The 13,604-nt window shown below is 39.1% G+C and carries 12 protein-coding genes; 1 reads left to right on the top strand and 11 read right to left on the bottom strand.

Annotated elements, in window-relative coordinates:
• Nucleotides 1-199 precede the first annotated feature (199 nt).
• The 11 genes from LIZ98_RS09135 to LIZ98_RS09085 form a co-directional block, all read right to left on the bottom strand.
• Nucleotides 200-1,261 (bottom strand): Gfo/Idh/MocA family oxidoreductase, encoded by a 1,062-nt coding sequence (locus LIZ98_RS09135; RefSeq protein ID WP_095141527.1) that lies wholly within the window; start codon nt 1,259-1,261, stop codon nt 200-202.
• Nucleotides 1,262-1,273: 12 nt separating this feature from the next.
• Nucleotides 1,274-2,242 carry a sugar phosphate isomerase/epimerase family protein gene (locus tag LIZ98_RS09130; RefSeq protein WP_227140032.1) on the bottom strand — a complete coding sequence of 323 codons (969 nt, stop codon included), beginning with the start codon at nt 2,240-2,242 and terminating at the stop codon, nt 1,274-1,276.
• Nucleotides 2,243-2,341: 99 nt separating this feature from the next.
• Nucleotides 2,342-3,367, bottom strand: coding sequence for a Gfo/Idh/MocA family protein (locus tag LIZ98_RS09125; RefSeq protein WP_034768664.1), 1,026 nt, complete (start codon nt 3,365-3,367; stop codon nt 2,342-2,344).
• A 179-nt stretch (nt 3,368-3,546) separates the two neighbouring features.
• Nucleotides 3,547-4,308: a sugar phosphate isomerase/epimerase family protein gene (locus LIZ98_RS09120; protein WP_227140031.1), complete on the bottom strand. Its 762-nt coding sequence runs from the start codon at nt 4,306-4,308 to the stop codon at nt 3,547-3,549.
• Between the two features lie 5 nt (nt 4,309-4,313).
• Entirely contained in the window at nt 4,314-5,039 is a 726-nt protein-coding gene (locus LIZ98_RS09115; RefSeq protein WP_227140030.1) for a ThuA domain-containing protein, read from the bottom strand.
• A gap of 81 nt (nt 5,040-5,120) precedes the next feature.
• Entirely contained in the window at nt 5,121-5,999 is an 879-nt protein-coding gene (locus LIZ98_RS09110) for an AraC family transcriptional regulator (protein ID WP_227091659.1), read from the bottom strand.
• A 490-nt stretch (nt 6,000-6,489) separates the two neighbouring features.
• Nucleotides 6,490-7,287: a phosphate ABC transporter ATP-binding protein PstB gene (pstB, locus tag LIZ98_RS09105; RefSeq protein ID WP_304502982.1), complete on the bottom strand. Its 798-nt coding sequence runs from the start codon at nt 7,285-7,287 to the stop codon at nt 6,490-6,492.
• Nucleotides 7,288-7,365: 78 nt separating this feature from the next.
• A complete protein-coding gene (gene pstA, locus LIZ98_RS09100; RefSeq protein WP_034768651.1) occupies nt 7,366-8,244 on the bottom strand; it encodes a phosphate ABC transporter permease PstA in 879 nt (292 codons plus the stop codon).
• A 53-nt stretch (nt 8,245-8,297) separates the two neighbouring features.
• Nucleotides 8,298-9,239 (bottom strand): phosphate ABC transporter permease subunit PstC, encoded by a 942-nt coding sequence (pstC, locus tag LIZ98_RS09095; protein WP_041847822.1) that lies wholly within the window; start codon nt 9,237-9,239, stop codon nt 8,298-8,300.
• A gap of 117 nt (nt 9,240-9,356) precedes the next feature.
• Complete coding sequence (locus LIZ98_RS09090) at nt 9,357-10,334, bottom strand: PstS family phosphate ABC transporter substrate-binding protein (protein WP_227140028.1); 978 nt, start codon at nt 10,332-10,334, stop codon at nt 9,357-9,359.
• 454 nt (nt 10,335-10,788) lie between these two features.
• The gene (locus LIZ98_RS09085; RefSeq protein WP_227140027.1) at nt 10,789-11,601 is read right to left on the bottom strand and encodes a serine/threonine protein kinase; all 813 of its coding nucleotides are present in this window, start codon (nt 11,599-11,601) and stop codon (nt 10,789-10,791) included.
• 400 nt (nt 11,602-12,001) lie between these two features.
• Here LIZ98_RS09085 and LIZ98_RS09080 point away from each other — a divergent pair, with 400 nt between their 5' ends.
• The gene (locus tag LIZ98_RS09080) at nt 12,002-13,360 is read left to right on the top strand and encodes a cobyrinic acid a,c-diamide synthase CobB (RefSeq protein WP_227140026.1); all 1,359 of its coding nucleotides are present in this window, start codon (nt 12,002-12,004) and stop codon (nt 13,358-13,360) included.
• Nucleotides 13,361-13,604: the final 244 nt, after the last annotated feature.

Raw genomic sequence — 13,604 nt, 5'->3', positions numbered from 1 at the left:
CAATAAAATCGTTCTTATGGACATATTACGAGGGCAACCAGCCGAAACTTACGGACAAATTAAGCAGCGATAGAAGGAAGAACAGTCTCGAAACGCTCTCAAGGACAAAAAAGCAGCAAAAAAAGAACAAATATCCCCGAGATTGACTCTCGGGGACAAATGAAGAGGGGTTGAATTCAATCCGAATACAAAATTGAATCTACAAACTGGTTTTAACCACTTCATTTTTTTCTGCAGATTCAAAAATAATTTCCATCAGCTTTAATACACGCAGTACTTCGTGATTTTTAACAATGGCTTCGGTACGACCTTCAATAACTGATACAAGATTGTCATAAAAATCTTGAGATAATACGGAAGCTGCCGGAAGATTTACCATTGTAGTTGCTTCCTCTGATGGAGGGGCCATCGTCTTCGTTAAGCCCTGCCCTGCTTTAATCGGCTTCGGTGCAGAAGCTATGATATCTTTATTTTGTTTAACAATTTTTCCGTTAAGACCCCAATCCTCGATAATGGCGGTTCCTTCTGTTCCTTTTAAATACCATCTCGGCAGCGAGATAAAGTTCGTTGTTCCTACTTCTACAAGTGCGGTTATTCCATTGGCAAAAGTCAAATAGGTTTGGAAGCCATCATCCACCTCATCGCCCAGTACATAACTTAAATTTGCATATACACTCGTAACCGGGCTATGAATCATAAACAACAGCTGATCAAGCAGGTGAACGCCCCAATCCAACACCATGCCGCCACCGTTTTTCTTTAAATGGCGCCAATCACCCGGAATCCCATTGGCACCATGGACACGGGATTCAATATGAAAAATTTCACCCGTCATTTTTTCATTATAGATTTTTTTCACGGTTAAAAAATCCTCATCCCAGCGTCGGTTTTGGTGAACCATAAACACTTGTCCGGTTTCCTCAGCTACCGTCATAATTTCCTCTAAATCACGGGCATAGATCGTTACAGGTTTTTCGCAAACTACATGTTTGTGAGCTTTTAAAGCTTTTATTGCAATTTCTTTATGGACGTCATTTGGTGTTGCAATTAATACAATATGAATCGACTTATCCGAAAGCAAGGCATCCAGACACTCGTACACCTGCAGCCCCTTTGATAGTGCCACATCATTTCTTTCTTGCTTAATATCAAAAATGCCTTTCACATGAATTTGCGGATTACTTTTAAGCAAATGGTCGACATGGTAGCTGCCCATGCCGCCATAGCCAACGACTGCTAAATTGTATGTTCTCGTTGTCATAGAAGCCTCCTCTTATGCCCACCACATATCAGCAGGTGTTTCACGAATGATCACATCTTTTAAGTTTTTAACGGCACGATTGAAGCCTTCATCAATGGACATTAATGGGTCTTCATGCTCAATACTTACAACATAGTCATACCCATAGGTACGTAAGGCACTCATCATATCCGACCATTCTTGCATACTATGACCACAACCGACACTTCTAAATGTCCAGGCACGGGTTTGTACATTTCCGTATGGTTGCATATCTGTTAGGCCATACATGTTGACATTATCCTGGTCAATATTCGTATCCTTTGCATGAAAATGGTGAATGGCTCCTGCTTTTCCTAAAATTTTAATAGCGGCAACCGGATCGATACCTTGCCACCACATATGGGACGGGTCTAAATTGGCACCGATCGCATCACAAGTTAATTCACGCAATTTCAACATGGTATATGGTGTATGGACGAGGAAACCGCCATGCAATTCAAGGCCAATTTTGACATGATGTTGTTGGGCAAATTCGCCAATTTCTTTCCAATACGGAACTAATTTATTTTCCCATTGCCATGTTAAAATATCGGCATATTCCGTTGGCCAGGCAACAACCGGCCAATTTGGCTGTTTAGCATCCTCGCTGTCTCCCGGCGTTCCTGAAAAACCGTTTACGACTGGCACACCTAACAATGATGCGAGTTTAATCGTTTTGCGCAGCGTTTCATCCGATTGTTTGGCAAATGCTTTATCAGGCGAAAGCGGATTGCCATGACAACTAAAGGCACTGATGGTTAAACCTCTGGCAGTAACCGCATTCAAATAATCTTTTCGTTTACTTTCATCTTCTAAAAGCTCATCTAATGGACAATGGGCATTTCCCGGATAGCCTCCTGTTCCGATTTCAACTGCATCCAGACCGGAAGCCTTCACATGATCCAGCATTTCTTCAAAGGATTTATTGGAAAATAATACGGTAAATACACCTAATTTCATTGAAAAACCTCCTAAAATTAATTTTCAGACAAACAGTGGGACCCGTTCAAAAATCAACATCACTATGGGAGTCGTTGGGTCCATTATGTTTATTGAAAATTACAATATGACAATCCGCTTTGTTTCTTGTGATTCGATGGCTGCTAAGATAATTTCCAATGATTTTTTTCCTTCTTCACCGGTAATAAGTGGCTCTTTGTCTTCTAAAATACATTCAACAAAATGATTAATAACATGGGATGTCGTCTGGCCGCCTTCTTCATTGGTTTGGATTCTGCTTAATTGATGTTTGACAACCTCGCCGGTACGATATTGTTCGATTAACGAATACTCCGGATCAGCTTCCAGTTTCAAAATCCCATTTTCTCCATAGATGACCGTCGAGTTATCATCACTTCCTGCTGTATATGCCCAGCTAGCCGTCAATGTACCGATGATGCCGCTTTCTGTACGTAACACACATACTGCATTATCATCTACTTCAGAATAAGATTTTGCATTTGTTTCAATGAAGCTTCCAACTTCTTTAAATTCACCAAGCAAATACCGCATTAAATCGGCTTTATGTACACCAAGGTCGCCCATTGCCCCGATAAAGGCTTTTTCTTTATTAAAAAACCAACTGTCTTTACCGTCTGCACTCCAGCCTTCCGGACCACTATGACCAAAAGTAGTTTTAAAACTGTATATTTTGCCCAACTTGCCGCTCTCAATAATTTCCTTTGCTTTTTGATGAGATGCCACAAAGCGTTGATTATGAGCAATCATTAATTTCTTTCCGTTTGCTTTTGCCGCTTGGATCATCGCCTCTGCTTCTTCCCTTGATGTGGCCATCGGTTTTTCACATAACACATGTTTGCCGGAATTCAATGCAGCAATGGATACCGGTGCATGCAAATAGTTAGGCAGGCATACACTGACAGCGTCCACCTCTTTTAGCTTCAGCACCTCTTGGTAATCTGTAAAAGCTTTTGCACGATATTGGGCAGCCATTGTTTCGGCTCTTTCCGGAACAATGTCGCAAACCGCTACAATTTCTACATTGGCATTCGCAGCGTATTCCGGTAAATGCCGATATTTTGCAATACTTCCGCAGCCAATGACACCGATTTTTAATTTACTCATATGCCAATTCCTCCCGTTTGCTTTTTTCATGATTCATCCCATTTATATAGGGACGTATGAACTTGCTTCAAATTACAAAATTTTCCTTTAAAAGAAAAAGATTTCTTTACGTCAATGTTTAAATAAGGCGATTTCGTTTTTCATCTCTACAAGATGGAAAACATCATATATCTAGTTTTCTATTTGTTTAGATAAGGCAATTTCGTTTTTAAATAGTTCAAGCTCATTTCAATACTTTTGAAAGGATCACGCTGACAAATATCCTGCTCCACAACCCACCAGTTTATGCCGGCTTTTTCGCCCAGCGATAAAACGGTCTCGAGATCAACGCCGCCTGTCCCCAATTCGGCAAAGCTTTTTAACTGATCGGTTGTCATATCTTTTAAATGAACAATAGGTACCCGGTTCATATATTTTTCAATCCATTCAACCGGATTTTCCCCCGCCTTCTTCAACCAGTAGATATCGAACTCGGCAATAACTGACTGTGCTCCATCTAATATCGTTTCTAATACGGTTTTCCCATTATTCAGCCGTTCCAATTCAAAATCATGGTTATGATAACCGAGGACAAGACCTTCCTCTCTGACTCGTTCACCGGTATCCTTTAAAAATGAAATCAAACCCTGATAGGCTGGTTCATTCCGTTCATCCGGCATTAGGAACGGGCAGATAATATAAGTGCTTCCTAATGTTTTTTGCTCCTCTATTACCTTAGTTAAATCATGTTTCAACTCCTGAAGCGGAACATGACTTGATGAAGCCTTTAACCCCAGCCGATCTAATAAGTTGCGTATCTCTTTTGCTGATCTGCCATAAAGTCCGGCAAACTCAACCCCGTCATATCCCAATTCCGCTACTCTTTTTAATGTTCCTTCAAAATCTTTCTCACACTGTTCTCTTAATGTATATAATTGGACGGACACAGGGATTTCCTTCATAAACATCACTTCTCGGATAAAAATTTTTCAAGCGGTTTTGCATTTCCGTAGACCGGGTAACTGCGTTTAACCGGCTTTGCCCACTTCACGGCATTGATAATAACCTGTTGAACTTGTTTATGATAATAGGTCGGATAAGTTTCATGTCCCGGACGGAAATAAAAGATTTTTCCATTTCCCCGCTTAAATGTACAACCACTCCGAAACACCTCTCCGCCTGCAAACCAGCTTGTAAAAATGACCTCATCCGGTTCCGGAATATCAAAGTGCTCCCCATACATTTCTTCGTGGTCAATTTCGATATATTCGGGGATTCCTTCAGCGATTGGATGACCTGGACTAATTACCCATAATCGTTCTTTCTCCCCCGCTTCCCGCCATTTTAAATTACAGCTTGTTCCCATTAGCGATTGAAAGATTTTTGAAAAGTGACCGGAGTGAAGTACAATTAAGCCCATACCGTTTAATACCCGCTGTTTCACTTTCTCCACGATTTGATCATCTACCTCATGATGTGCCATATGTCCCCACCAAATCAAAACATCGGTATGATCTAATACCTCACTTGTTAAGCCATGCTCCGGTTCATCCAATGTAGCCGTTTTCACACCAAACCCGGCCTCATGTAAAAATGATGCAATTTGGCCGTGAATTCCTTCTGGATAAACTGCTTTTACCTCCGAGTTGTGCCGCTCATGACGATATTCATTCCAAACAGTAACCCTAATCATCTCATTCTCTCCAATCAAAAAAGACCTAGTTTCTGTACATTTAGCATACAAAACTGTTAGGTCTTTTTCTTCCTGGAAAATTTATATGTTATTCCCGTATTTTGATTTTTTATATTTTAAAGGTGAAGTTCCAAATTTGGTTTTAAATAAATGATGAAATGTTTTGACACTGCTAAAACCGGCTTGTTCAGCCACTTCAATAATTGGCAGATCCTCATTTAACAACAGCCACTTTGCTTTATTTAAACGGTAATCATTTAAAAATTTCACAAAGGTTTGTCCTGTTAATCTTTTAAAATAACGGGAAAAATATTGAGCGTTAAAGCCCATATGGCGAGCGATGTCATCCAATGTAATTTTCTGTTGATAATATTCTTCAATATATGCAAAAATTTTACTTAAAGACTCAACAAATGATTTTGGGTTGGAAATCAGCTCCGATTTCAATTCATCCGGTGAAATATCTTGATAAACATTGCGATACAAAGTAACAATCATTTCATACATTTTTGCTTTGATGGCAAATAAATATCCCCTGTCTTTATTCACCATTTCTAAATAGATTTCTTGAATTAGCTGCTCGATTTTTTGTTTAATTTTTTCCGGCCATGTAAGACTGGACTTTTCAATGCCGTTTAAGATATCAAGCATGGAAAGCTCTTCGTTATTGATTAATCTCATGTCTTTAAAAAATAAGATGTCAAACATAAGCACGATTCTTTCGCTATCGGGGGAGGAAAGATAGTAGTGGACCTCCCCACCATTAATAATTCTTACTTCCCCCTCCTGCATGGTGAAAATAGTATCATTGATCCCAACGTTAAGTGTTCCGTTTTTCACATAAATGATTTCTATTTCTTTATGCCAGTGGGGAAGCAATGTCATATCCCCACTATTTAAAAAGCAATCCATTGGAAATTCATTATGGTCCTTGCGAATTTCTAAATACGAGCTTCTCATCGGCAAAATCTCCAAATCAAGCATTTTCCTTTTATCTTATCATTTTTTGAAACGAGATAGATGTTATTTCTGTGAGTTTTCATTTATATGTGTACCGTTCCTCGGGGGTTGTTCTTGTTTTGGCGTGGTACTGGCCGGCCAATAGCGCAAGAGCAAATGGATTATTCGACTCATCTTTTTTAAAATTATATTAAAAACAGAAGGATTATTCTAGTAAAAATCTAGCCTCGATATCTCATCAAGCAAGGGACAAAAGAATATAAAAATTTTATAGGCAGACCAAAAAAGTACGCACTTTTTGGCACTAAAAAACCCGCAGAAAATGCCTTAACAACGGGGCTTTCTGGGGTTTTTACTGTCAACTTAAGATTAGTCTAGTGAAAATCTAAGCAAACAATAGTAGTACAGCACTCATGATCCACTCTGCAAAAATGGTTTTTAAAAAAAGGATTGAAACGGCGCCTCCGGATGAAGAATATCACCTATTATGTCAGCCAAATCGTCCGGTAATATAATCTTCCGTCCGTTTATCACTAGGTGTTGAAAAAATTTTATTCGTTTGGTCATACTCAATAACTTCACCGTTCAGGAAAAATGCAGTTTTATCCGAAATCCGTGCCGCTTGCTGCATATTGTGGGTGACGACAATGATACTGAAGTTTTTTCTCAATTCTTGAATAAGTTCTTCCACCTTCAATGTTGAAATCGGGTCAAGAGCGGAAGTCGGTTCATCCATCAAGATAACATCCGGCTCAATGGCAAGACATCTGGCAATACAAAGTCGTTGTTGCTGACCACCTGACAAACCATAAGCATTTTCCTTCAGCCGATCTTTTACTTCATCCCAAATGGCCGCCCCCCGCAAACTTTTTTCAACAATTTCATCCAGAATTTTTTTATTTTTAATGCCATGGATACGTGGACCATAGGCGATATTATCATAAATTGATTTAGGAAATGGGTTTGGTTTTTGAAAAACCATACCGACTCGGGTTCTTAATTCCTCTACTTCATAGTTTTTATCGAAAATGTTCCTGCCGCGATAGTATATTTCCCCGGATGTTTTTACGGCCGGAACAAGCTCGACCATCCGGTTCAATGTTTTAATAAAGGTTGATTTTCCGCATCCGGACGGACCGATAATAGCTGTAATTTCATTTTCAAAAATATCCAGATTAATATGTTTTAGTGCATGATTATCCCCATACCATAAGTTCAAATCCTTTGTTTGGTAAACCTCTTCTTTATTGACCTCTGGTTGCTCTATCATTAATTCTTCTTTCCTCATTTCAACCACAATTGCCATTATAAAAACCTCCTTTTTTAAAATACGTAAAGTTCACAAAACACCAATCTTCAAGCACTGTTAATACCGTTTGGAAAATTTATTTCGAATCATGATGGCGACCGAATTCATAACGATTAACAACGCTAATAATACGATAATTCCGGCTGCTGCCAATGCATGGAATTCATCTTGCGGGCGGGATGTCCAGTTGTAGATTTGCATCGGTAATGCCGTGAATTCATCAAAAACCGAATTTGGCAAAAAGGCTAAAAATAGTGGAATACCGAGAACAACAAGTGGTGCTGTTTCCCCAATCGCACGTGATAAGGCAAGGATGGATCCCGTTAATATCCCCGGTAAGGATGCCGGTAAGACAACCCGCAAAATTGTCGTCCATTTTGTTGCCCCCATGGCGTATGAGGCTTCCCTAAAACTGCTCGGCACTGCTCGGATCGCTTCCTGGGCAGATACGATAATCACCGGTAAAACTAACAAACTCATCGTCAATCCGGCTGCCAAAACGCTTTTACCGAAAGCAAAAGTGCGGACGAATAAAGTTAACCCTAATAAGCCATATACAACAGAAGGAACACCGGCCAAATTCGAGATATTGACTTGGATAAATGTGGTAAAACGGTTCTTTTTTGCATATTCTTCCAAATAAATTGCCGCACCGACTCCTAAAATCATCGTGACCGGTACCACAACCACCATCAGCCAAATGGTTCCATTTAGTGCCGTATAAATTCCGGCCTCTTCCGGTTTTCTGGATGGTAAACTGTTCATGAATTGCCAATCTAAGTACGGCAAACCTTGTATAAAAATTCGACCAAATAAAACCGCTAAAACAATGAGACATAATCCAGTTGCTAAAAGAAATAAATATTTAAAAAATGTATTACGAAATAATCTTGGTTTCATGCGACGAATGACTTGCTCCTGGTCAATCAGTTTCATTGGTGTATACCTCCTTGGCAAAGCTGCAGAAATTACGGCAAATGATTAGCAAATTAATAATCCTCCTTAACCCGGTTTGAAATCCACTGGGCAAGCAGATTCATGACTAATGTAAAAATAAAGAGTGCAAAACCGACCGCATATATACTGTAATAAATCGTAGTTCCGTAACCTGCATCACCTTGAGCAACTTGGACGATATAGGCAGTCATCGTTTGAACGGAACCGGTTATATCTAGACCAAGATTTGGTGTCGAACCCCCGGCAATAGAGACAATCATCGTCTCACCGATGGCACGGGAAATCCCAAGAACAATCGAAGCAACAATCCCGGATACGGCTGCAGGAAGAACAACTTTCAACGTCACCTCTAGCTTGGTTGCGCCTAAAGCGAGGCCCCCTTCTCGAATCGCTATTGGAACAGAACCTAATGCATCTTCGGAAAGGGAGGCAATTGTCGGGATAATCATAATCCCAATCACTATCCCCGGACTTAATGCATTAAAAATTTCCAATGAAGGAATTATTTTTTGTAAAATTGGTGTGACAAATGTTAACGCAAAAAATCCATATACAATCGTTGGAATTCCGGCCAGCACTTCCAAAACCGGTTTAATAACTCTTCTCACTTTGTCCGATGCAAATTCACTTAAATAAATGGCCGCGGCAAGACCGATTGGAACTGCTACGAGGATGGCAATACCGGTAATCCTGAGTGTTCCGGATATTAACGGCATAATTCCATATTGACCAGGTTCAGAAAAAGGATACCAGGTGTTACCGGTAATAAACTCTTTTAATGAAACATCTTTAAAGAAGGCAAAAGTTTCAACAAGTAGTGTAAAAAGGATACCAAGTGTGGTTAATACAGAAATAATCGCTGTCAACTGTAAGATCACCGGCATGATCTTTTCGCTCCAATTTTTTCTTTGTCGTTTCTTTTTTGCGATCATTTCTTGAACCGATAATGTTGCAGCATATTTTTGCGAGGACATGTTGAAAACCCCTTTCATCCATAACAAGTTGGGACAATCCTCCCAAATCGAAAAGCTCTAAACATGTTATCCTTTTTGCTTTATATCTCCGGGATTGTCCCACTTTGTTTATTTTCTTTATTTTAAATCTTCAAGCGTTGATAAAGCTTTATCATATTTTTCTTTCGGCAAGCTGACATAGCCAACTTCTTCAGATAGGGGTCCTGCGTTTTCAAGAGCAAATTTTACAAAATCATAAACTTCAGGTTTTGACAAGGATTCATTTTTTACATAAATGAAAAGCGGACGGGAGAGTGGAGTGTATTTGCCGCTTTCAACCGTTTCATTTGTCGGTTCAACTGCTCCATTCCCGTTATCAATCGGGACTACTTTTAATTGATCTTTGTTTTCAGCATAGTAAGCATAACCGAAATAGCCAATGGCGTTTTTATCTCCGGTTACACCGGTAACAAGTGTGTTATCATCTTCTGACAAAGTGGCTTTTTCAACAATTGGTTGTCCGTCCAAAACAACTTCATCGAAATAATCAAATGTACCGGAGTCAGTACCCGGTGAATAAAATTTGATTTCTTCTTCCGGCCAGCCATCACGAATATCGGACCATTTTTTTACTGTTCCATCTTCAATCCACATTTTTTTCAATTCATCAACGGTTAAATAGTCAACCCAGTCATTATCTTTATTCACAACGACTGATAAGCCGTCATAGGCAATTTCAAATTCCGTATATTCAATTCCTGCTTTTTCTAATGCCGCTTTTTCTTCGTCTTTTATCGGACGGGAGGCATTAGAAATATCGGTTTCTCCGGCAGCAAAAGCTTCAAATCCGCCGCCAGTACCGGACATACCGACAGAAACTTTTACATTCGGTTGATTCATATTGTATTCTTCAACGACCGCTTCCATAATCGGAAAAACAGTAGAAGATCCGTCCACTGCAACGGTTCCTTTCAGTTGTTGATCGGATTGTTCTGAAGCTTTATTTCCATTTGATCCTGATTCGTTTTCACTCGTTCCTTCTTGAGGTCCGCATGCAGTTAGTAGTACCGCTCCCGAAATAAGTGCAGATAATGCCAGTTTCTTATAATTTTTCATTTTCGTTTCCCCCTAAGAAATTTGCTTGTTTATCTTACATAACTAACAATAAAGGGGAAAAATTAACTTGGTATAAATGGTTTGTTAAGGTTTGTTAAGGTTTTGTAAATTTGTCGTTTTGGATGATTAATAAAAAAACATCGTGGAAATAGTAAATTTTTTGAAACCAACATGGACTTACAATCGTAAATGTTTAAATAGGATTTATTTTGGGAAGGGAGGATAAATATTGAAGAGGATTTTAAAACATTTGTTAGGCTCACACTCCAGTAGCAGAAGAAGATCCCATCATTATCATAAAAGCAGCCGAAGAAGACATCATGCCCATTTTGGCAGCAGCAGTCGACACCGCCACGGCCATTCATTTTTTTTCGGTAGCAGCAGCAAACGTCGTTATAGTCACAACCCGTATAAGGGAAGCGACTATTTTAAAAGGAAAAAGTATCGCAGCAGTTCATAACTTTTCTATAGCGATATCGATATCCTCCAAAATTTCATTAATCGATGAATAAGGTACATCAATTCCGAGCAGCCGTTTTAGCAGATTGGTCGTTGAACGATGGAGTTGAAGCTCTTCTGTCCAGGGGAGGGCTTTTTTATGTTTCTTTTCAAAAGTTGTATATAGAAGGAATAATAATAGGTCGCCTAAATCATGATAATCATCTTGTTTCCTGTCTTCCTGAGTCTTTTTTGATTTTAAAATGGATGAGAGATTTCGTGCCACAAAATCTTCTTTTTCCCCGTAAGCCAGACCGAGATCAATTATAACCGGTTTTTCTTCTCTTAGCATAATGTTTGGAATTCTTAAATCACCGTGGTATATTTCGTGGCGATGGAGATACCCCACCGCTTCCGTCAACGCACGAATAAATTCCAATGCCGCTTTTTCATCGTATACACGTTTTTCTTCAAAAATTACTTCTTCCATATTTTTCCCGTCAATATATTCCATGACATAAAAATGTCCGAGATTACCTGAAAAAGAATGCAACAATTTTGGCAGTACCTTATGGTTTAATTGTTCAAGCATGCAAATTTCCCGATTGAAAAGGGCAACTTCCTTTTTGAACTTTTGCTTAGTGGGACGCAGTTGTTTGACAGCAACCATTTGATTTTTTTGTATATCTTTACACTTGTACACTAGACCAAAACTACCTGAACCAAGTAATTTGATAATTTGATAGCGGTTATGGATATGAACACCCGGTGCCAACGGTTTATCAACAAAAAATTGAATAACTTTACGAATCGGACGGAACAAACTCAAGCCGGGGTCCCTCCTTTCCTATTCTGTGAAAAATGGTATGTATTTAAAACTTATCAATTTGTTCAAGGATACACAAGAATTATTGTTTTTTAAAATACATTTTTTAAGTTGGTGGACAACTTTTGCTACCAGAATACAGCAAACATTTTTGAAATGATTAGAAAAGAAACATTTATCCGGCAGTGGAAAAAACGTATAATGATATAAGCATGAATAAATCCGTTTATATAGTAATAGCATTTTGTGAGGAAAACGGTGTAAACTATGGCAAGTGATTGTTATGTAAAAGGTAAGCGTTTATAAGTATCGCTACTAACCTAATTATTGATCATTCGTTTTTCAAATTGTTTATAATGAGTGGAATGTTGGTGAAATGAAAAACGAAAAGGGATGTGGATAGATGGCTGCAAAAAGAATTGTGATTGCTGGGACTGGAAGCGGTGTCGGCAAAACAACGATAACGATTGGACTTATGGCGGCACTGCGAAAAAGAAATTGGCAAGTTCAAGGTTTTAAATGCGGGCCGGATTACATTGATCCGACTTACCATACCGCCGTAACAGGCCGGCCTTCAAGAAATTTGGATAGTTGGATGTTCGGAAAAGATTTGTTAAAGGAAATTTATTTACGGGCAAGTGAAGACGCAGATATTTCCGTTATCGAAGGAGTAATGGGATTTTTTGATGGACATTCGCCGGAATCGGATGTAGGAAGTACAGCAGAAATTAGTACCCTTTTGAATTGCCCGGTAATTCTTGTTGTCGATTGTGGGAGTATGGCGAGGAGTGCAGCGGCTGTTGTGAAAGGGTTTCAAGCTTTTACAGAGAAGGCAAACATTGTTGGTGTTATCGCAAATCGTGTCGGTGGAGAGGGGCATTTTCACCTTGTCAAAACAGCCATTGAAAAAGAATGCCAAATTCCTGTCATTGGTTATGTAAATAGTGAGATTGATATATCTCTTCCGGAACGGCATTTAGGTCTAATTCCCTCCATTGAAAGAGGCGATTTAAACAGCTTTTTTGAAAAACTTGGTGAAATTGTTGCGAAAACGATTGATTTGAATTTACTGACTCAACTAGCAGAAGTACCGGCAATCACGAAGACCGATTCTTCAATTTTTGATATAAAGCGTGAAAAAAAGGTGAAAATCGCCGTTGCAAAAGATGCGGCCTTCCATTTCTATTATCAAGAAAATTTGGATCTACTGGAAGCATTCGGGGCAAAGCTTTCTTTTTTCTCACCGTTAAATGGAGAAACAGTTCCCGATAATGTGAACGGTCTTTATATTGGAGGAGGTTTTCCGGAACAATTTGCAAAAAATTTATCAGAACAAACAGCAGTTAAACAATCAGTAAAAATGGCGATAGCTGACGGAATACCAACCCTTGCAGAATGTGGTGGTTTTATGTTTTTAACAGAAGCAATTGAAACACATGATGGGAACCGATTTGAAATGGTTGGGGCGATTCCGGGAAAAACCGTTATGCAAAACCGATTAGCGGCAATTGGATATCGAGAAATAAAGGGGATGAACGGGAATCCTATTTTAACAGACGGATTAACAGCAAGAGGACATGAATTTCATTACGCTGTTTACATTCCAAGCAGGGATGTCCCTTATGCATATGAAACAGAAAGTACATATGGCAAAAAACACGAGGGCTACCAATCTAGAAATCTGGTTGCGGGATTTACCCATATCCATTTCGCCACCTGTCCGGAAATAGTTGAAAATTTTATAGCATTGTGCCGGACATGAAATAGAAATTTATCTCACGCTTAATGTTTGTGCTTAGCAGTGTACAAAATACTTTTCTGTGATTATTTTTCAATGAAGGTATTGAGCGCATAATAAACAAACTACCTCCCTGTGACGTATTTATCAATGAAGGTGTTGAAATCGTTTAGCGCATAATGAAAAAAATACTCTCTGTGACAATATTAAAATTCTCAACTTTCGCAGACTGAAATTGGCAAATAAGCCTTGATATAGCTAGGAAGGT

Origin of the sequence: Caldibacillus sp. 210928-DFI.2.18, from assembly GCF_020554505.1 — a bacterium.
In the GTDB taxonomy this organism is placed as follows: Bacteria; Bacillota; Bacilli; order Bacillales; family Caldibacillaceae; genus Caldifermentibacillus; species Caldifermentibacillus hisashii.
Note: the sequence above shows the minus strand (reverse complement) of the source record. Positions and strands in the feature narration are given on the sequence as shown.